Source organism: Achromobacter xylosoxidans (assembly GCF_001457475.1).
GTDB lineage: Bacteria > Pseudomonadota > Gammaproteobacteria > Burkholderiales > Burkholderiaceae_B > Achromobacter > Achromobacter xylosoxidans.
In genome coordinates this window covers 2,736,573-2,756,715 of the sequence record NZ_LN831029.1, presented here as the reverse complement: position 1 = coordinate 2,756,715, position 20,143 = coordinate 2,736,573, and the positions used below count along the sequence as shown (strand labels likewise).

General features: G+C 66.9%; 19 protein-coding genes. 3 read left to right on the top strand and 16 right to left on the bottom strand.

The window, feature by feature from the left end; translation table 11 throughout:
- Positions 1-13: 13 nt before the first annotated feature.
- The 3 genes from AT699_RS12425 to AT699_RS12415 all read right to left on the bottom strand — a co-directional run bounded on the left by AT699_RS12425 (position 14) and on the right by AT699_RS12415 (position 2,728).
- Entirely contained in the window at positions 14-1,204 is a 1,191-nt protein-coding gene (locus AT699_RS12425; protein WP_006385178.1) for a GGDEF domain-containing protein, read from the bottom strand.
- Positions 1,205-1,230: 26 nt separating this feature from the next.
- A complete protein-coding gene (locus AT699_RS12420) occupies positions 1,231-2,157 on the bottom strand; it encodes an SPFH domain-containing protein (RefSeq protein ID WP_006385179.1) in 927 nt (308 codons plus the stop codon).
- Positions 2,158-2,287: 130 nt separating this feature from the next.
- On the bottom strand, positions 2,288-2,728 hold the full coding sequence (locus AT699_RS12415; protein WP_006385180.1) for an NfeD family protein: 441 nt from the start codon (positions 2,726-2,728) through the stop codon (positions 2,288-2,290).
- 167 nt (positions 2,729-2,895) lie between these two features.
- On the opposite strand from AT699_RS12415, the gene AT699_RS12410 reads away from it, so the two are divergent.
- Both AT699_RS12410 and AT699_RS12405 read left to right on the top strand, forming a co-directional pair.
- Entirely contained in the window at positions 2,896-3,633 is a 738-nt protein-coding gene (locus AT699_RS12410; RefSeq protein ID WP_024068655.1) for a glutamine amidotransferase, read from the top strand.
- Between the two features lie 93 nt (positions 3,634-3,726).
- On the top strand, positions 3,727-4,569 hold the full coding sequence (locus AT699_RS12405; protein WP_024068654.1) for a bifunctional transcriptional activator/DNA repair enzyme AdaA: 843 nt from the start codon (positions 3,727-3,729) through the stop codon (positions 4,567-4,569).
- Positions 4,570-4,672: 103 nt separating this feature from the next.
- On the opposite strand, the gene ppsA is transcribed toward AT699_RS12405, so the two are convergent.
- Positions 4,673-7,039 carry a phosphoenolpyruvate synthase gene (gene ppsA / locus AT699_RS12400; RefSeq protein ID WP_024068653.1) on the bottom strand — a complete coding sequence of 789 codons (2,367 nt, stop codon included), beginning with the start codon at positions 7,037-7,039 and terminating at the stop codon, positions 4,673-4,675.
- Positions 7,040-7,231: 192 nt separating this feature from the next.
- Between ppsA and ppsR the strand changes: the two genes are divergently transcribed.
- Positions 7,232-8,059, top strand: coding sequence for a posphoenolpyruvate synthetase regulatory kinase/phosphorylase PpsR (gene ppsR / locus AT699_RS12395; RefSeq protein WP_024068652.1), 828 nt, complete (start codon positions 7,232-7,234; stop codon positions 8,057-8,059).
- Positions 8,060-8,094: 35 nt separating this feature from the next.
- Here ppsR and AT699_RS12390 read toward each other — a convergent pair whose 3' ends face one another.
- The 12 genes from AT699_RS12390 to AT699_RS12335 all read right to left on the bottom strand — a co-directional run bounded on the left by AT699_RS12390 (position 8,095) and on the right by AT699_RS12335 (position 20,135).
- Positions 8,095-8,532, bottom strand: a complete 438-nt coding sequence (locus AT699_RS12390; protein ID WP_024068651.1) for a hypothetical protein — start codon at positions 8,530-8,532, stop codon at positions 8,095-8,097.
- A gap of 82 nt (positions 8,533-8,614) precedes the next feature.
- Complete coding sequence (locus tag AT699_RS12385) at positions 8,615-9,403, bottom strand: TrmH family RNA methyltransferase (protein ID WP_024068650.1); 789 nt, start codon at positions 9,401-9,403, stop codon at positions 8,615-8,617.
- Positions 9,400-10,008, bottom strand: a complete 609-nt coding sequence (rnhB, locus tag AT699_RS12380) for a ribonuclease HII (RefSeq protein ID WP_006385187.1) — start codon at positions 10,006-10,008, stop codon at positions 9,400-9,402. The genes AT699_RS12385 and rnhB overlap by 4 nt, the downstream gene beginning before the upstream one ends.
- Complete coding sequence (gene lpxB, locus AT699_RS12375) at positions 9,995-11,191, bottom strand: lipid-A-disaccharide synthase (protein ID WP_024068649.1); 1,197 nt, start codon at positions 11,189-11,191, stop codon at positions 9,995-9,997. Before lpxB ends, rnhB begins: the two co-directional genes overlap by 14 nt.
- The gene (gene lpxA, locus AT699_RS12370) at positions 11,188-11,982 is read right to left on the bottom strand and encodes an acyl-ACP--UDP-N-acetylglucosamine O-acyltransferase (RefSeq protein ID WP_006385189.1); all 795 of its coding nucleotides are present in this window, start codon (positions 11,980-11,982) and stop codon (positions 11,188-11,190) included. Before lpxA ends, lpxB begins: the two co-directional genes overlap by 4 nt.
- Positions 11,983-12,438: a 3-hydroxyacyl-ACP dehydratase FabZ gene (gene fabZ / locus AT699_RS12365; RefSeq protein ID WP_006385190.1), complete on the bottom strand. Its 456-nt coding sequence runs from the start codon at positions 12,436-12,438 to the stop codon at positions 11,983-11,985.
- Positions 12,439-12,510: 72 nt separating this feature from the next.
- Entirely contained in the window at positions 12,511-13,608 is a 1,098-nt protein-coding gene (gene lpxD, locus AT699_RS12360) for a UDP-3-O-(3-hydroxymyristoyl)glucosamine N-acyltransferase (RefSeq protein ID WP_024068648.1), read from the bottom strand.
- Between the two features lie 14 nt (positions 13,609-13,622).
- Complete coding sequence (locus tag AT699_RS12355) at positions 13,623-14,183, bottom strand: OmpH/Skp family outer membrane protein (RefSeq protein ID WP_024068647.1); 561 nt, start codon at positions 14,181-14,183, stop codon at positions 13,623-13,625.
- A gap of 107 nt (positions 14,184-14,290) precedes the next feature.
- Positions 14,291-16,636, bottom strand: coding sequence for an outer membrane protein assembly factor BamA (gene bamA / locus AT699_RS12350; protein WP_054443497.1), 2,346 nt, complete (start codon positions 16,634-16,636; stop codon positions 14,291-14,293).
- 53 nt (positions 16,637-16,689) lie between these two features.
- Entirely contained in the window at positions 16,690-18,021 is a 1,332-nt protein-coding gene (rseP, locus tag AT699_RS12345; RefSeq protein WP_006385194.1) for an RIP metalloprotease RseP, read from the bottom strand.
- 60 nt (positions 18,022-18,081) lie between these two features.
- Positions 18,082-19,281: a 1-deoxy-D-xylulose-5-phosphate reductoisomerase gene (locus AT699_RS12340; RefSeq protein ID WP_024068645.1), complete on the bottom strand. Its 1,200-nt coding sequence runs from the start codon at positions 19,279-19,281 to the stop codon at positions 18,082-18,084.
- Positions 19,278-20,135, bottom strand: a complete 858-nt coding sequence (locus AT699_RS12335) for a phosphatidate cytidylyltransferase (RefSeq protein WP_020927371.1) — start codon at positions 20,133-20,135, stop codon at positions 19,278-19,280. Before AT699_RS12335 ends, AT699_RS12340 begins: the two co-directional genes overlap by 4 nt.
- Between the last annotated feature and the right edge of the window lie 8 nt (positions 20,136-20,143).

Sequence of the window (20,143 nt, the reverse complement as noted above, 5' to 3'; positions counted from 1 at the left end):
GCGCAACGCCAGGTCAGGCGGCCACCGGCAGCGGCGCGCGCTCGGCCTGGTGCATGCCCGGCCCCAGCACGCGATTGCGTCCGGCCTGCTTGGCCGCGTACAGCATGCGGTCGGCGCGCTCGAAGAACGCCTGCAGGTTCTCGCCCGGCAACCAGTCCACCACCCCGGCACTGAAGGTATACGCAATGGTACTGCCGCCGTGGGCGCAGGGCGTGCGCCGCACCGAATCCAGCAGCCGTTGCGCCACCTCCAGCACCGCGTCGCTGCGCATGTCGGCGAACAGCACGCTGAATTCCTCGCCCCCCACCCGGCCCAGGTGATCGCCGGTGCGCAGCGTGGCCGTTGCCAGCAGGCCGAAATGGCGCAGCACGGCGTCGCCGGCGGCGTGCCCGTGGGTGTCGTTGATGCGCTTGAAATGATCGATGTCCAGCAACAGCAGCGACAGCGGCCGCCGCGTGCGCAGCGCCTGGGCGCAATAGCGTTCGGCCTGCAGCCACCAGGCCTTGCGCGACATCAGCCCGGTCAGGAAATCGGTGCTGGCCTCGTGCTCGCGATCGGCCAGCATACGGTCGTGGATGATCATGATGGTGCCCAGCGTCAGGCACGGCATCGCCAGCACGCCCAGCGTCATGAACACGATGTTCCAGGTGGTTGGTTGCAACAGGAAGTCGGCCTGCGCCACGCCCGTCGCGAACAGTATCGAACGCAACGCGCAGGTCAGGCCCGAGATCATCGCCACCGACCAGACGAAGTAATAGCTGTAGCGTGAGCGGTTGGCCGGCACACCGCGCGCCACCGCCACCGCCACGGCAAACATGAAGCCCATCTGCAACGTCGACATGGCGACGATGCGCGGCGCCACCTGGCTGTCCAGGTAGGTGTATCCCACCAGCGCCAGCCAGGCCGCGGCGCATGCCACGCCCATCAGGCGCCTCGGCACCCGTTGCCCCAGCAGGCGCCGCACGCCCGTGTAATAGGCGCACAACGCCAGGCTGATCAGCATATTGGGCAGGAGGATCGAAGCCCAGCGCGGCGCCTCGGTGGCCTGCAGCCCGAACAGAAAAAACGCCAACAGCGTGAGCAGGTTGGCGCGTATGGTCTCGCGGATGCCGGCCATGCCGCTGCGCGCCAGTGACCCCAGCACGCACAGCGACAGCACTCCCGTCAGTACTGCGATCGACAGCAAATGCACGGGAGCGATCATGGGCGGTGCGCCTTGCGGCGCGCGGTTCAGCTGTTGCGGGTGGATTTGACGATGGTCATGGCCGAGGCGATCATGCCGCCCACATCCGACAGGTTGGCCGGCAGAATCAGCGTGTTGCCTTCCTTGGCCACGTTGCCGAAGGCCTCGACGTAGCGCTCGGCCACCTTCAGGTTGACCGCTTCCATGCCGCCCGGCTGGCGCACCGCGTCGGCCACCTGGGTGATGGCCTTGGCGGTGGCCTCGGCGATCGCCAGCACCGCCGCGGCCTCGCCCTGGGCCTGGTTGATCTGCGCCTGCTTCTCGCCTTCGGAGCGGGCGATGGCGGCTTCACGTTCGCCCGTGGCGATGTTGATCTGCTCCTGGCGGCGGCCTTCCGAAGCCGCGATCAGCGCGCGCTTCTCGCGTTCGGCGGTGATCTGCGCCTGCATCGAGCGCAGGATCTCGTTGGGCGGCGTCAGGTCCTTGATTTCGTAGCGCAGCACCTTCACGCCCCAGTTCAGCGCCGCCTCATCCAGCGACGACACGATGGTGCTGTTGATGGCGTCGCGTTCCTCGAAGGTGCGGTCCAGTTCCATCTTGCCGATCACCGAGCGCAGCGTGGTCTGCGCCAGCTGCGTGATGGCCGAAATGTAGTTGGACGAACCGTAGGACGCGCGCATCGGGTCGGTCACCTGGAAGTACAGCACGCCGTCCACCTGCAACTGGGTGTTGTCGCGCGTGATGCAGACCTGGCTCGGCACGTCCAGCGGGATTTCCTTGAGCGAATGCTTGTACGACACGCGCTCGATGAACGGGATCACGAAACCGGCGCCCGGCGACAGCACGCGGTCGAACTTGCCCAGCCGCTCGACCACCCAGGCGTGCTGCTGGGGAACGATGGCGATCGCCTTGATGACGATCAGGATCGCCAGCGCGACGATGACGAGCAGGACGATAGTGGAAGTGTCCATCATGGTGTAGTGCCTCTTCTGGGTGAATGCGGTGACGCGCCTGCCCGCGAGAGCCAGGGCGCCTGCTGCGGCCGGCCCGCGTACCACCGGGCCGGGTCCTGCGCGGGGAATGCGAAGTCCGCTTCCCCTTTTGTCAGCGCGGGGCGCCGGCCGCGCCGCCCTTGGGCGTCAGGACCAGGCGCGTGCCGCGCAGTTCGGTAATCGTGTGTTCGCCGCCATGGGCCGGCTGACCGGCCGCCAGCTCGGCCTGCCAGTGCGCGCCGCGGTACCAGACGCGTGCCGTGCCGTTGTCGGCCCAGGCCTCGACGTTGACCGTCTGGCCGATGTCCAGGTTGACGTCGGCATTGCTGGCCGCATCGACCTCGCGTTTTTTCAGCACGCGCGTCTTGCGCAGGACCAGCAGGCCCAGCAGCAGCACCGCGCCGCAAGCGACCAGTTGCCATTCCAGGCCCGCCAGCAACCACGCGGCGATGCCGCCGGCGGCCAGGCCGAGCGCCACCAGCAGCAGATAGAACGTTCCCGTCGCCAGTTCGCCGATGAGCGCCAGCGCGGCAAGCCCAAGCCAGATCCACATAGTTGAGTTTTACCTGAAAGGATGAGTCGTTCAGCGGATTGTACGTATTTCCATGACGCAGCGGTGACACCCGGCCCGCGCCTCGGACAATCGCCCTGGATTATGATGTGCCCTGGCATCCCGTCCGACCCGGTCGCGGCGCCCGGCATTTTCAACGCACATACCCCATGACCGCTGCAACATCCCCCGTCCGTCCCGTCCTCATCCTGCACACGGGAGACCCGGACGACACGCTCAAGAGCCAGTTCGGCGGCTATGCCGAACAACTGGCGCGGGCCTCGGGCCTGGCGCCGGACGACCTCGAAGTCGTCGCGGTGCACGCGGGCCAGCGTCCGCGCGCCCCGGACCAATACCGCGCCGCCCTGATCACCGGCTCCCCGGCCATGGTCACCGACCTGGAACCCTGGAGCGAAGACACCGCCGCCTGGCTGCGCGAGGCCGCCGCCGCGGGCCTGCCCATGTTCGGCATCTGCTACGGCCACCAGCTGCTGGCCCATGCCATGGGCGGCAAGGTCGGCTACAACCCCGCCGGCCGCGAAGTCGGCACCCAGACGGTCGAACTGCTGCCCGCGGCCGCCGGCGACAAGCTGCTGGCCGGCCTGCCGCCCACCTTCCCGGCCCAGATGCTGCACGCGCAGACCGTGCTGCAGCCGCCGCCCGGCGCCGCCGTGCTGGCGCGTTCCGACCTCGACGCGCACCAGATGATCCGCATCGGCCGCAATATTTTCTCGACCCAGTTCCACCCCGAATTCGGCCCGGATTTCGTGCGCGCCCACCTGGAGCGCTTCGGCCGCCGCTACGCCGCCGAAAACCTCGACGTGCCGGGCCTGTCGGCCAACGTGCGCGCCACCCCGGTGTCCGGCGACCTGGTGCGGCGCTTCCTGGACGCCTACGCGCCCGCCTGAGGCGCGCGCCGGGCAAAAACCGGAGTGCGGCGGCGGCCGGTCCCTGAGAACATTGCCGAAAGCGCGCGAACCTGCGCGCCCCAGGAGCCAGACATGACCCACGCCGCCCCCCTGAGCAAACAGCACGCCGCCGCCGTCGAACGCGCCTGCCGGGCGCTGGAGGCCGAACAGCCGCCCGACCTGAACACCCTGGCCGAACAGGCCGGCATGAGCCGCTTCCACTTCCACCGCATCTTCAAAGCGGCCACCGGCATCACGCCCAAGGCCTACGCCAACGCGTTGCGCGCCGACCGCGCCCGCCAGCAGCTGCGCCAGAGCGCCAGCGTCACCGACGCCATGTACGGCGCCGGCTTCAATTCCAGTGGCCGCTTCTACGAAGCCGCCCCCGCCATCCTCGGCATGACGCCCACCGCCTTCCGCAAGGACGGCGAAGGCGTCGAGATCCGCTTCGCCGTGGGCCAGTGCGCGCTCGGCGCGCTGCTGGTCGCGGCCAGCGACACCGGCATCTGCGAAATCGCATTGCACGAGGATCCCGAACAGCTGGTGCGCAACCTGCAGGACCGCTTCAAGGCCGCCCGGCTGATCGGCGCCGACCGCGAATTCGAGCAATGGATGGCCGCGGTGGTCGGTTTCGTCGAAAACCCGTCGGTAGGCCTGCATCTGCCGCTGGACGTGCGTGGCACCGCGTTCCAGCGCCGCGTCTGGGAAGCGCTGCGCGAGATCCCCGTCGGCACCACCGCCACCTACACCGACATCGCCGAACGCATCGGCTCGCCGCGTTCGGTGCGCGCGGTGGCGCGGGCCTGTGCGACCAACAACATCGCGCTGGCCATCCCCTGCCACCGCGTGGTGCGCACCGACGGCTCGCTGGCCGGCTATCGCTGGGGCATCGAACGCAAGCGCGAACTGATCGAGCGCGAGGCCAAGGCGGCCTGACACCGCCTCCAGGCCCGCCGCGCCCCGCCCGCCGCCATCGCGGCGGCCCGAAAAAAAGCCCGCGCCATCCCTGGCGCGGGCTTTTTGCATGGACGCGGGCGACTTACTGCTTCGCCAGGCGCTGCCAGGTGTCGACCACGGTGTCCGGGTTCAGCGACATCGACAGGATGCCTTCGTCCTTGAGCCACTGCGCGAAATCCGGGTGATCGCTGGGGCCCTGGCCGCAGATGCCGACGTACTTGTTGGCCGCCAGGCAAGCCTTGATCGCGCGGCGCAGCATGAACTTCACGGCGTCGTCGCGTTCGTCGAAATCGGCCGCCAGCAGTTCCATGCCGGAGTCGCGGTCCAGGCCCAGGGTCAGCTGGGTCATGTCGTTCGAACCGATCGAGAAGCCGTCGAAGTACTGCAGGAACTCGTCGGCCAGGATGGCGTTGGAGGGCACTTCGCACATCATGATCAGCTTCAGGCCGTTCTCGCCGCGCGCCAGGCCGTGCTTGGCGAGCAGGTTGACCACCTTTTCCGCCTGGCCCAGGGTGCGCACGAACGGCACCATGATTTCGACGTTGGTCAGGCCCATTTCATCGCGCACCTTCTTGAGCGCTTCGCATTCCATGCGGAAGCACTCGGCGAAGTCGTCGGCGATGTAGCGCGAGGCGCCGCGGAAGCCCAGCATGGGGTTCTCTTCCTCGGGCTCGTAGCGCGAACCGCCGACCAGCTTGCGGTACTCGTTGGACTTGAAGTCCGACATGCGCACGATCACGGGCTTCGGGTAGAAGGCCGCCGCGATGGTGGCCACGCCTTCGGCCATCTTCTCGACGAAGAAGGCGCGCGGGCTGGCATGGCCGCGGGCGGCCGATTCCACGGCCTTCTTCAGCTCGCCGTCGACGTTCGGGTAGTCCAGCACCGCCTTCGGGTGGATGCCGATGTTGTTGTTGATGATGAATTCCAGGCGCGCCAGGCCGACGCCGCCGTTGGGGATCTGGGCGAAGTCGAACGCCAGCTGGGGGTTGCCCACGTTCATCATGATCTTCAGGTCGATGGCGGGCATCTCGCCACGGCGCACTTCCTCGACCTCGGTCTCGATCAGGCCGTCATAGATGCGGCCTTCGTCGCCCTCGGCGCACGACACGGTCACGGCCTGGCCTTCCTTGAGCAGGTCGGTGGCGTTGCCGCAGCCCACCACGGCCGGAATGCCGAGTTCGCGCGCGATGATGGCCGCGTGGCAGGTACGGCCGCCACGGTTGGTCACGATCGCCGAGGCGCGCTTCATGACGGGTTCCCAGTTGGGGTCGGTCATGTCGGTGACCAGCACGTCGCCGGGCTGCACCTTGTCCATGTCGGAGATGTCGCCCACCACGCGCACCGGGCCCGAGCCGATCTTCTGGCCAATGGCGCGGCCGGTGATCAGGACCTGGCCGGTGGCCTTCAGGCGGTAGCGCTGCTGCACGTCGTTGGCGCCCTGCTGCGACTTCACCGTTTCCGGGCGCGCCTGCAGGATGTAGATCTTGCCGTCGACGCCGTCGCGGCCCCACTCGATGTCCATCGGGCGGCCATAGTGCTTCTCGATGATGACGGCGTAGCGCGCCAGCTCATTGACCTCGTCGTCGGTCAGCGAGTAGCGGTTGCGCTCGGACACCGGCACGTCGACCGTGCGCACGGCGCGGCCTTCCGGACGCTCGGGGTCGAATTCCATCTTGATCAGCTTGGAACCGATGCGGCGGCCGACGATGGGGAAATGGCCCTGGGCCAGCGTGGGCTTGAAGACGTAGAACTCGTCGGGGTTGACGGCGCCCTGCACCACCGTTTCGCCCAGGCCGTACGACGAGGTGATGAACACCACGTCCTGGAAGCCCGATTCGGTGTCGATGGTGAACATCACGCCGGCGCTGCCCTTGTCCGAACGCACCATGCGCTGGATGCCGGCCGACAGGGCCACATCGGCGTGGGCATAGCCCTTGTGCACGCGGTAGGAGATGGCGCGGTCGTTGTAGAGCGAGGCGAACACGTGGCGGATCTTGTCCAGCACGTCGTCGATGCCGACCACGTTCAGGAAGGTTTCCTGCTGGCCGGCGAACGAGGCGTCGGGCAGGTCTTCGGCGGTGGCGGACGAGCGCACCGCGAACGAGCCCTTGCCATCGGCGTCGAGCTTGGCGAAGGCGTCGCGGATCTGCGCTTCGAATTCGGCCGAGAACGGCGCTTCGACGATCCATTGACGGATCTGCGCGCCGGCGTTGGCCAGCTCGCGCACGTCTTCGGGGTTCAGGGTGGTCAGGCGTTCGGCGATGCGCTTGTCCAGGCCCGAGGCCTTGAGGAAGTCGCGGAAGGCGTCAGCGGTCGTGGCAAAGCCGCCCGGCACGCGGACACCCGCGCCAGACAACTGGCTGATCATTTCGCCTAGTGATGCGTTCTTGCCTCCTACCGAGTCCACGTCCGTCATGCGGAGCTGCTCGAACAAAACAACGTACGACATTGAAGTCACCTTTTACAATGGAATGAAAGCGAGTTTGGTCAATGCAGATTCGACGCCGGCTTACCGCCCGGATTTCGCCGATCCGCCTGCGCTGACCAAACTGGCCTTGGACCGCCCTTGGGGTGACTTATAGGGGCCTGATTGTACTCGGAGGAGCACATCCGGCCATCCGCCTGGTTGGAATTTTTACATATGACATCTACCCCGATCGTACGCACGGTATACATCGTTTCCGACAGTACCGGCATCACTGCGGAAACCTTCAGCCAGTCGGTGCTTTCCCAGTTCGAGGAAGTCGATTTCAAGCCCGTGCGGCTGCCGTTTGTCGACACGCTGGAAAAAGCCGCCGAAGTGGCCATGCGCGTCGACCGCAGCGCCCAGGAAGCCGGCGTCCCGCCGATCGTCTTCAGCACCCTGGTCAATCCCGACATCCTGGCGCGTGTTCGCCAGGCGAACGGAATTTTCCTGGACCTGTTCGGCACCTTCGTCAGCCACATCGAGCAGGCGCTGGGACTGAAATCCAGCCATTCCATCGGCCGCTCGCACATGCAGGCCAATTCCGAAAAGTACCGCAACCGGATCGACGCCATCAACTTCAGCCTGGCGCACGACGACGGCCAGTTCGTCAACCAGCTCGACCAGGCCGACGTCATCCTGGTGGGCGTGTCGCGCTGCGGCAAGACCCCGACCAGCCTGTACCTGGCCATGCAGTACGCCATCAAGGCCGCCAACTTCCCCCTGACGCCGGACGATTTCGAGCGCGGCACCCTGCCCTCGACCATCGCGCCGCACCGCGCCAAGCTGTTCGGCCTGTCGATCCAGCCCGAGCGTCTGGCCGAGGTGCGCAACGAACGCCGTCCCAACAGCCGCTACGCGCAGCTGGAGCAGTGCCGCTATGAAGTGGCCGAGGCCGAGCGCATGATGCGCCGCGAGGGTATCTCCTGGCTGTCCACCACCACCAAGTCGATCGAGGAGATCTCGACCACGGTGCTGCAGGAAGTCGGACTGGACCGCGGCTGAAAACGATCAGGGCGCGCCGTTGGCGCGCCCATCCGTCACTGTCGCACCGCCCCGGGCAGGACGACGGGACGGGACAGTTCGATGTAACTGCTGTCGACCGGCAGGTAGAAGCCCACCAGCTTGCCCGAAGAAGCCACCAGATAGGCCTCCGTGTGCCGCGGCAAGGCAATCGCGAACGGACCGCCCAGCGGCCGGAACACGTCGCCTTGCACGATGGCGCCGGCCCGCCGCCATTGCGAGCCGGAAGGCAGCGTCACGGCGGCGTCATTGGGCAGCTTCGCCACCACCTCGCGCGACAGTTGCAGCCGGCCGGCCGATTCGGTCATGTCGACCGGCACCAGGCTGACCCGTTGCGGCTTGCCCGAGGCGCATCCGCCCAGCGCCAGCGCGCACAGGCAGGCGGCAAGCAATGACTGGCAGCGCGCGCGCGTGGCGCGGCCTGTCAGGGAATGAGCGACCGGCAATGACGCCATGGAACACCTAGGGAGCGGCAAAGCGTCGAGTATATGCCGGCCCGGCGCCCGCCTGGCGGGTCAGACACGCACCAATGCAGAATCAGCGGGCCGCGTCTGCGAGCGCCTGGCGGCGCTGCTCGAACAGGCAGATGGCGGCGGCGGCGCCGACATTCAGCGACTCGACCGCGGCCATGTCATGGGGAATGCGCAGCTTGAGCCGCGCCGCCGCGAGCAACTGGGCGGCGACGCCCTGGCCCTCATGGCCGAAGACCCAGGCGCAGCGCGCGGGCAGGCGTCCCGCATAGAGGTCCTGCGCGCCTTCCAGGGCGGTTGCCACCAGCGGCACCCCCAGCGCGGGCAGCAGGGCCGACAGGTCCACGTGCTCGTGGATCGCCAGCGCGAAATGCGCCCCCTGGCCGCTGCGCAGCACCTTGGGCGACCAGGCGGCCGCGGTGCCGGTGGCCAGGAACACGCGTTTGATGCCGGCCGCGGCGCAGGTGCGCAGCAAGGTGCCGACATTGCCGGGATCCTGGATGCGATCGAACAGCACGCAATTCTCGTCCACCGCGGCGGGCAGGGACAAGGGCGGCGGCGTCACCACGAAGGCAACGCCCTGCCCGCTTTCGACACTGGCGAGCGCCTGCATCAGACGCGCATCCAGCGCCAGGCAGCGGGCGTCCGGCACGGCGGCCGCCAGCGCCGCGATATCGGGCTGGGCCAGCCGTTCGACGTCGAAGATGGCCTGGTCCGGCGCGCCATGATGCTGCAGCCAGGCCTGGCACAGGTGCACGCCGTCCAGCAGCACGGGCGCGCCGCGCTTGCCGGCGGTGCCGGCAAGCTTGACCAGCGCCTTGACCGCGGGATTGTCGCGGGAACTGATGTGCTTCATGGGACCAGGCCAAAGGCCTTGATGGGCGCGAAACTGCGGCGGTGCTCGGCGCAGGGGCCGTGTTCGCGCAGCATCTGCAGGTGCAAGGCGGTGCCGTAGCCCTTGTGCTGGTCGAACGCGTACTGCGGATACAGCGAATGCAGGCGCAGCAGGTCGGCGTCGCGCGCGGTCTTGGCCAGGATGGAGGCGGCCGAAATGGCGGGCACCAGGGCGTCGCCCTTGATCACGGTCTGCACCGTGCAGCCCAGCTTGGGCGCCTGGTTGCCATCCACCAGCGCCAGCTGGGGCGCCAGCGAAAGCCCCTCGACGGCGCGGCGCATGGCCAACAGGGTGGCGCGCAGGATGTTCAGGCTGTCGATCTCGGCCACGCTGGCGCTGGCCACGCACCAGGCCAGCGCGTGCGCCTGGATCTCCAGCGCCAACGCCTCGCGGGTGGCGGCCTTGAGCACCTTGGAATCGGCCAGTCCATCGATGGGCCGGGCCGGATCCAGGATCACCGCGGCGGCATACACGGCGCCGGCCAGGGGACCGCGGCCCGCCTCGTCCACACCGGCCGTCACCAAGGCCGGCTGGGCCGGCGCGGCAAACAGGTCAGGCTGCTCCACCCGCCACCTCCAGGATCGCCTGGGCCGCCAGCGCCGGCGTATCACGCAGCAGTTCCTGGTGCAGCGCCGTGAAGCGGGCTTCGATGCGGGCCGCCAGGTCCTCGTCGGTCAACGCCGTCCAGGTGGCTTCGGCCAGCTTTTCCGGCGTGGCGTCGTCCTGCAACAGTTCCGGCACCGCGAAATCGCGCAGCAGCACGTTGGGCAGGCCGACCCACGGCAGGTAGGGCCGTTCCTGCCCCGATTTCCACGCCATGATGCGCCGCATCAGCGGCGACAGCACATACGAGATCACCATGGGGCGCTTGTACAGCGCCGTCTCGAGGGTGGCGGTACCGCTGGCCACCAGCACCGCGGTGCTGGCTTCCATCACCGACCACGCCACCGGGGCCTGGCGTTCGCCGCCTTCGCCATGCAGGTCCTGCGCGGTCACGCAGCGCAACCCCGGCACGGGATACTTGGCCAGGATCGCCTGGAATTCGGCACGGCGCTGGTCATTGACCATCGGCACCACGCATTGCAGCGCCGGATCGCGCTTCTGCAGCATCTGCGCGGCCTGCAGGAAGCGCGGCGCCAGCAGGCGAATCTCGGACGAACGGCTACCCGGCAGGATCGCCAGCACGCGCGCGTCCTGATCGATGCCCAGCCGCGCGCGCGCCGCCGCGCGGTCCGGCTGCATCGGCACCGCGCCGGCCAGCGGATGGCCGACATAGGTGACCGGAATGCCTTCCTTGCGGTAGATCTCTTCCTCGAACGGGAACAGCACCAGCATGTGCGACACCGAATCGCGGATCTTGTGGATGCGGTCGTAGCGCCATGCCCAGATCGACGGCCCGACGAAATGCACGGTGGGCGTGCCGGCCTGGCGCAGCTGGTGCTCCAGGCGCAGGTTGAAATCGGGCGCGTCGATGCCGACGAATACCGACGGCGGCTCGGCCAGCCAGCGCCGCGATACGTCGCGGTAGGTGCGCAGCAGGCTGGGCAGGCGCTTGAGTGCATCGACGTAGCCGAACACCGTCAACGCATGCATCGGATGCCAGGTATCGAAATCGCGGGCCTGCATCTGCGGGCCGCCGATGCCTTCGCACAGGACGCCCGGGGCGCGTTCCTGCAGACCGGCAATGATGCGGCCGGCCAGCAGATCGCCCGAGGGCTCGCCAGCCACCATGCCGATCCGCATGTTCATGGACGGATGATGCCGCGCGAAGCGACGTCGAGGAAATCCAGCAGCGTCTGCAGGTGCTCGGCGACTTCCGGTTCGGCCTGCTGGCGCGCGCGCAGCTCGGCGCGCGCGGCGTCCAGCGACAGGCCGCGGCGATAGATGATCTTGTACGCGTCGCGCAGCGCCGATACCTGCGCCGGCGTGAAGCCGCGGCGCTTGAGGCCCTCGACGTTGACTCCCACCGGACGGCAGGGATTGCCCGCGGCCAGCACGAACGGCGGCGTATCCTGCATCAGCGAGCTGTTGCCGCCCGTCATGCTGTGCGCGCCGATACGCGAGAACTGGTGCACGCCGGTCAGGCCGCCGACGATGGCCCAGTCGCCCACGTGGACGTGGCCGCCCAGCTGCACGGAATTGGCCAGGATGGTGTGGCTGCCCACGTGGCAATCGTGCGCCACGTGCACATAGGCCATGATCCAATTGTCGTCGCCCAGCGTGGTGGCGCCCCCATCCTGCACCGTGCCGGTGTTGAGCGTGACGAACTCGCGCACCGTGTTACGGTCGCCGATCACCAGTCGGGTCGGCTCACCGTTGTACTTCTTGTCCTGCGGCATGCCGCCGATCGAGCAATACCGGTAGAACCGGTTGTCGCGCCCGATGGTGGTCACACCATCGACCATGCAATACGGGCCAAGCTCGGTGCCGGCGCCGATCGTCACATCGGGTCCCACGACGCAAAAGGCGCCGATGACCACGCTGGGGTCGATTTTCGCCGCCGGATCGACGACGGCGGTAGGATGGATGTTTCCTGCCATTTACTCTTCCAGGCTGCGGATCGCGCACATGAGCTTGGCCGACGCCACTTCCTGACCGTCCACGGTGGCGCGCGCTTGGTATTTACAGATGCTGCGGCTCAGGCGTTCGGCTTCGACTTCGATGCGCAACTGGTCGCCCGGCACCACGGGACGGCGGAAACGCGCGCCGTCGATGCCCACCAGGTAGTACGCCGTCTTGGCGCCTTCGCACTTCAGGCCGCCGTTTTCGTCGGTGAACGAGAACAGCGCCGAGGCCTGCGCCATGGCTTCCACGATGAGCACGCCCGGCATCACCGGGTGGTGGGGAAAGTGGCCGTTGAAAAACGGTTCATTGATCGAGACATTCTTGATGGCGACGATGGACTTGCCAGGCACCATTTCGACGACGCGATCAATCAGCAGCATCGGGTAACGATGCGGCAGCCTCTCCATGATCCCCTTGATGTCGAGTTCCATTTTTCTGTGAATTCCTGCGAAATGAGATAAATCTTGCGGCGCCGGACGCGCCCAGGGCAGCGAGGATGCGCCCTAGTCTTTTTCCAGCGTCCGCACGCGGCGGCGCAACTGCGCCAACTGTTGTATCACGGCGGCGTTGCGCTGCCATTCACCGTGATCCGCATACGGGTACACCCCGGTATAGCGTCCAGGTTTGGAAATATTCGACGTCACCGCGGTGCCGCCTGAAATATGCACGTCATCGGCCAGGGTCAGGTGCCCCGAGAGCATCGCCGCGCCGCCGATGGTGCAACGCTCGCCGATCGTGGTGGATCCGGCAACGCCCACGCAAGCCGCGATCGCGGTGTACTTGCCAATGCGCACGTTGTGACCCACCATGATCTGGTTGTCGAGCTTGACGCCGTCGGCCACCGTGGTGTCTTCGAGCGCGCCGCGGTCGATGGTGGTGTTGGCGCCGATTTCGACGTCGTCCCCCACCGACACCCCGCCCAGCTGCGGGATCTTGCCCCAGGCCCCCTGCCCCAGCGACGGGTCCGGCGCGAAGCCGAAACCGTCCGCGCCCAGCACCACGCCACTGTGGATGATGGCGCGCGCGCCGACCTTGACGCCCTCGTACAACGTGACGTGGGCATGCAGGCGGCTGTCGGGACCGATCGACGATCCGGCGCCAATCACGCAGCCTGCGCCCAGCACGCTGCCGCGGCCGATCCGCGCTCCCGACTCGATAACGCAATTCGGACCGATACGCACGTCGTCTTCGATGTGCGCGTCAGCCGCGACCACCGCCGAGGGGTGCGTGGCGGCCGGCAAGGCCGGACGCCGCGCGGCGTCGAACCACTGCGCCACCCGGGCGTACAGCAGATAGGGATGCTTGCACACGACCAGCGCGAAACGCGGCCGGTCGGCGCCGGCGGCCTCCAGCGCCTCGGCCACGTCGGCCGAGACGATCACCGCCCCCGCCTGGGTGGCGGCAAGCTGGCTCTGGTATTTGGGATTGGCCAGGAAGCTGATTTCCTGGCCGCTGGCCGACGCCAGCGTGCCGATGCCGCGGACCCGCAAGGGATTGGCGCCGGCCGGCACGCTGATGCGCCAGTCCATGCCCTGGGTATTGGCGGCGCTCAACAGCGCTTCAAGCGTCGGCGCGCGGGCAAGATCCAGTAGAACCGGCATACGGCGACTGCAGCTTACTTGCCCAGGCTCTGGATCACCTTGTCGGTGATGTCGATGCGCGGGTTGACCGTCACGGCGTCCTGGATGATCAGGTCGTAGTTTTCCTGCTCGGCGATGCGCTTGATGGCCTCGTTGGCCTTCGTCACGATGCTGGAAAACTCTTCGTTGCGGCGGCGGTTGAAGTCTTCCTGGAATTCACGGCGCTTGCGCTGCAGGTCCGTATCCAGGTTGGACAGTTCACGCTGGCGCTTGACGCGGTCGGATTCCGACAGCACCGGCGCGTCCTTGTCGAACTTTTCGGCTTGCGAGCGCAGGCTGGTGTTCAGGCGCTGCAGCTCGTCGTCGCGCTTCTTGAATTCGGCTTCGATCTTGCTTTGCGCCGTCTTGGCCGGACCGGACTCACGCAGGATCCGCTCGGTATTGACGAAGCCGATCTTGGTGTTCTGAGCCTGAGCGGGCACCGCCGCAACGGAACCGAGAATGAGCGCACCCACCAGGGCAATGGAGCCGCCCAGCTTGCCACGGCGCGTGGCGCGCAGCGAATTCGATGATTTAAGTGCGAAGTCAGACATCATGAAAATCTCACCTTCCAGTAAGGCAAAGCCAAAGTGTGTATTGTGCCACTAAACGGCAAAAGGGCCGGGCCGGCGGGCCCCTCCCTTGTTTTCAAGCGTAACGCCGATCAGAACCCGGTCCCGATCTGGAACTGGAAGCTCTGCTTGTCGTCGCCCGGCTTGGAATTGAGAGGACGGGCATACGACAGTTGCAGCGGCCCCATCGGCGACTGCCACGACAGGCCGATACCGGCCGAGAAACGCCAGCCGCAGGGATCCTCGACCTCGCTGCCCGGCTTGCCGTTGGTGCACGACAGGCCGCTGCCGGCGCTGACCTGGCCCGCATCGCTGAAGATGAACCAGCGCAGCGTGCGATCCTTGGATGCGCCCGGGAACGGCAGGTACAACTGGGCGTTGGCGACGATGCGGCGCGAACCACCCAGGTAGTCGCCCGTGACCGAGTCGCGCGGACCCAGCGACGAACCCTCGTAGCCGCGCACCGTGCCGATACCACCGGCGTACACGTCCTTGATGATCGGGTAGTCCTTGCCGCCGTAGCTCTGGCCCCAATCGACCATGCCGTTCAGCGCCAGGGTGTACGAGTTGCCCAAGGGGATGAAGTACTGCTGCTGGCCGGTGAGCATGTAGTACTTCAGGTCGACCGTCGAGAAGTCGCTCTTCAGGCGGGTGTACGAACCCTTGGTCGGCGCCAGCGCGCTGTCGCGGGTGTCGTTGGACCAGCCGGCGGTGAAGATCACCGAGTTGGTCGCGTCGCCGTACTGGTCGACGAAATTGCGATAGGCGAGCGGCGAGTTCGAGAACAGGTCGATCTGGTTGCGCTCGATGTTGGCGCCCAGGAAGATCCGGTCGTATTCCGAGATCGGCACGCCGAAGTTCATGCCCAGGCCCATCGACTTGACGCGGTAGTCGCCGTCGTTGTTGTTCCAGGGCTCGGTCACGCGGTAATAGGCGGACGTGGTGCGGCTGATGCCGTCCTTGGTCCAATACGGATCGGTGTGCGACAGCACGATCGCGCGGTTGGTCTTGCTGGTGTTCAACTGCAGCGTCAGGTTGGTGCCGCTGCCGAACACGTTGTCTTCGCTGATGCCGGCCGACAGGATCGCTTTTTCGGACGAACCGTAACCCACACCCAGGTTGATCATGCCGGTGGGCTTTTCCTTCACGTCGACGTTAACGTCGACCTGGTCGGGCGAACCCGGCACCGGATCGGTCTTGACGTTGACGTCGCTGAAGTAGCCCAGGCGGTCGACGCGGTCGCGCGAGGTCTTGATGTCCTTGGCGTCGTACCAGGCGGCTTCCTGCTGGCGCATTTCGCGGCGCACGACTTCGTCGCGCGTGCGGGTGTTGCCACCGATCTGGATGCGGCGCACGTACACGCGGCGGCTCGGGTCGACGTAGAACGTCAGGTCGGCCTCGTGCTTGGCGCGGTCCAGCTGCGGGTTGGGGTTGACGTTGGCGAACGCGTAGCCCAGTTCGCCCAGGTAGTCGGTGATCGCCTTGGCCGAGTCGTTGGCCTTGGCCGCCGAGAAGGTTTCGTCCGGCTTGATCTTGACCAGGTCGTTGATTTCCTTGTCCAGGCCGATCAGGTTGCCGGCCAGCTTGACGCTGCGCACCTTGTACGGCTCGCCTTCGTGGACCGTGATGGTGATGCGGATGTCCTTGCGGTCCGGCGAGATCGTCACCTGGGGCGGCTCGACCGTGAATTCGAGGTAGCCGCGGTCCAGGTAGAACGAACGCAGGCGTTCGAGGTCGCCCTCGAGCTTTTCGCGCGAGTACTTGTCGGTATCGGTGTACCAGGTCAGCCAGCCCGGCGTAGTCAGCTTGAATTCGTCGAGCAGGTCGCTTTCGGAGAAGGCCTTGTTGCCGACGAAGCGGATTTCCTGGATGCGGGCGACCGAGCCTTCGAACACGTCGAAGCTGACGCCGACGCGGTTGCGCGGCAGCGGCGTGACGGTGGAGGTCACTTCCACACCATACTTGCCCTTGGACAGGTATTGCTGCTTGAGTTCGTATTCGGCACGCTCGAGCATCGAGCGGTCGAAAATACGGCCTTCGGCAAACCCAACCTGCCCCAGCGATTTGGTAATGGCCTTGGAATCGAATTCGCGCATGCCGTTGAAATTCACGGATGCGATCGTCGGGCGTTCCTGCACCACCACGACCACGACATTATTGTCGGTCTGGATCTGCACGTCGGTGAAAAAGCCGGTGCCATACAGGCGGCGGATCGCCTCGGTGGCTTCTTCCTCGGTGAATTTCTCGCCCACCTTGACCGGCAGATAACCGAAGACGGTGCCGGCGTCGGTGCGCTGGATCCCCTCTACGCGGATATCCCGCACGACAAAAGGGTCGAAGGCGTGAGCCATGCCTGGCAGCAGCAATGCGGCGATCAGACTCGGCACTACGCCCGGCAGTACACCCTTTTTGTGATGAAACATCCGGCGAAAAGACATCCTTGAGTATCCTCGGTCGTGCAAATGGCGGGGGATTTTATGCTAATTGGCGCTTAAGTAAACAGGCGCGTGAAATCATTGAACAGCGCAAGCCCCATCAGGCTTGCCAATAAACCAATGCCTGCGCGCTGTCCGATATCGATCCACCGTGCGGGCGGTGGACTGCCCCGCACAATTTCGACGAGATAGTACAGCAGATGCCCCCCGTCCAGCATAGGAATGGGCAGCAAATTTAGTACGCCCAGGCTGATACTGATCAACGCGATATAGGCGATGTACGCAACAATACCGATCCGGGCCGTCTGGCCGGCGTAATCGGCGATGGTCACCGGACCGCTGACATTGCGCCAGGAAACGTCGCCCGTCACCATCCGGCCCATCATGCGCAACGAAAACAGTGCCGTGTCCCAGGTACGGACCGCCCCGCGCCAGAGGCTGTCGAACACCCCGTAGCGCACGGTCACCATGGGCACGTCGCCGCCCAGCTGGACGCCGAGCCGACCGATGACCTGGCCGTTGACCGTTTCGGCGCGCGGCGTGACGTTGATCGAGATCTGGGCGCCGTCGCGCGCCAGGGTCAGGGCCAGGGGCTTGCCGGCGCTTTCCTGGATCTGCTTGACCAGCGCGCCGGTGTCGGGGGTGGGCTGGCCGTCGACGGCCAGGATCAGGTCGCCCTGGCGCAGGCCGGCCGCCTGCCCTTCGCCGCCGTCGTTGACGACACGCACGGCGGGCTTGGGCTGGGCCAGGCGGATGCCGGCGGCCGCCAGCGGATCGCCGCCAGCCGGATCCATGGCATTGGCCGGCAGGATCAGCTCGCGCTGCTGCGCGGAGCCGCCCGGCGTGCCGACCTCGACCAGCGCGCGGCCGCCCGTGGCCATCACGTCCATCAGGCGCCAGCGGGCATCGGACCACGACGCCACTTCCTGGCCATCGATGGCCAGGATGCGATCGCCAGCGACCAGGCCGGCGCGCGCGGCGGGCGTATCGGCCGCGGGCGGCGCGATCACGGCCACCGGCTCCTCGGTGCCCGCCATGTTCAGGCCGGCATAAAGGAAGACCGCGAGGATGAGATTGAAAATCGGACCGGCCGCCACGATGGCGATACGCTTGCCGACCGGCTTGTTGTTGAAGGCGCCCGCGGCTTGTTCGGCGGTGGCGCCCGCCGGGGCATCGTCCTGCATCTTGACGTAGCCGCCCAGCGGCAGGGCCGACAGGGCCCATTCGGTGCCGTGACGGTCGGTGCGGCGCAGGACGACCTTGCCAAAGCCCACCGAAAACCTCAGCACCTTCACGCCGCAAAGGCGCGCCACCCAGTAATGCCCCAACTCATGGAAAATGATCAGGGAGCCAAGCGCGACGGCAAAGGCCAGCAGGGTGAAAAGCATCGGGGTCAGGAAATCCAGGAATCAGGGACGACGTGGGACGCCGCAGTCATCCGCTCAGCGTCACGCCAGGCCAAGGTTGCCGGCGTAAACGCGCGCGGCGGCATCCAGCGCCAGCACATCGTCAAGACTGTTGAGCGTAACAGATGATTGCCCCCCCTGCCACTCCAGGGTCGCTTCGATGACGCGCGCAATCCAGGTGTAGGCCAGCCGCCCTCCCAGGAACGCCTCCACCGCCACTTCGTTGGCCGCGTTCAGCGCAATGCAGGCGGCCTGCCCGGCCCGCAGCGCCTCGAACGACAGAGCCAGGCACGGGAACCGCGCCAGGTCCGGTTTTTCGAAATCCAGCCGCCCCAGGCGCGTCAGGTCCAGCGGCCCCACGCCGCTGTTCAGGCGTTCGGGAAAACCCAACCCGTAGGCAATCGGCGTGCGCATGTCAGGCTGGCCCAGCTGCGCCAGGACCGACCCGTCGTCGTATTCGACCATCGAGTGCACCACGCTCTGTGGATGCACCACGACCTCGATACGGTCCGGCGGCATGGCGAACAGCCAGTGCGCCTCGATCACTTCCAGTCCCTTGTTCAGCATGGTGGCGGAATCGACCGAGATCTTGCGGCCCATGCTCCAGTTGGGATGGGCGCAGGCCTGCGCCGGCGTGACCTCATGCAGGTCCGCCAGGTCACGGCCACGGAACGGACCGCCGGACGCGGTCAGCAGCAGGCGGCGCACGCCCGGCGCGGGGGCATCGGGCGCGCCGGCGCGTCCGCCGTGCGGCATGCATTGGAAAATGGCGTTATGTTCGCTGTCGATCGGCAGCAATTCGGCGCCGTTGTCGCGTATTGCCTGCATGAACAGCGAGCCCGCCGCCACCAGCGCTTCTTTATTGGCCAGCAACACGCGCTTGCCCTTGCGGGCGGCCGCCAACGCGGCCGGCAGGCCGGCGGCGCCGACGATCGCCGCCATCACCGAATCACACTGCGGATCCGCGGCCGTGTCGGCCAGCGCTTGCGCGCCCACGCGGATTTCCGGCGGGGTTTCACCGGCGGGCCAGGCCGCCATGAACCTGGCACGCGCCTCGGTATCCGGCACCACCACCACCGCCGCACGACTGGCCAGCGCCTGTTCGGCCAGCCGCTGCATGCGGCTGTAGGCGGACAGCGCGTACACCGCCAGGCGATCCGGGTGGCGGGCGATGACATCCAGCGTGCTTTCGCCGATCGAACCGGTCGACCCCAGCACCACGACGCGTTGAAAAGCCGTCAAAACAACACTCCAGACAAAATGAATGCGAGCGGCGCAACCGGGAGGATCGCGTCGATCCGGTCATAGACCCCGCCATGGCCGGGCAGCAGCGCGCTGGAATCCTTGCGGCCGGCGCGGCGCTTGAGCAGGGACTCGAACAGGTCGCCGATGATCGACAGCACCCCCAGCAAGGCGGCGATCGGCAGGGCCAGCCAGAAGCTCCAGCGCGCGACCAGGGCATGGCCATAGGTGCCGTCCCAAAGACTGGACAGGCCGATCCAGATCACCGCGCCCAATACGCCGGCCACCGCGCCCGCCACTGTCTTGCCGGGGCTGACCCGCGGCGCCAGTTTACGCTTGCCGAACGCGCGGCCGGCAAAATAAGCGGCGATGTCGGCCACCCAGACCAGCGCCAGCAGCGACACCACGAAGCCGGCGCCATGGGTCATGAACATCTGCGCCAGCACCGCCCAGGCCGTGAAGGCGGCCGGCACGGAAAACAGCGACCAGGCCAGGCTGGCCGGCGCCGCGTCGGAACGGCCGCGCATCACCGCGGCGGTGGCGCCCAGCAGCCATACCGCGGCAACCAGCGGCGCCGCGTAGCGCAGGACCCAGGCGGGGTCGGTGACGCCTTCGCGTCCGCCCGAGAGCCAGGCCGACGTCAGTGCCAGCATGGCCGCGAACAACAGGACCGGGATACCGGCGGCGATCAGCGGCGACGGCGGCTGCGGCAACGTCAGGCGCAGCCACTCCCAATTGGCGCAGGCCGCGGCCAGCGCGAGCAGCGCCACGAACCACCAGGGATTGGCACTCATCATCGCCGCCGCCAGGATGGCGAGCAGGATGACGGCGGTAACGATACGCTGACCCAACATGTGACGGT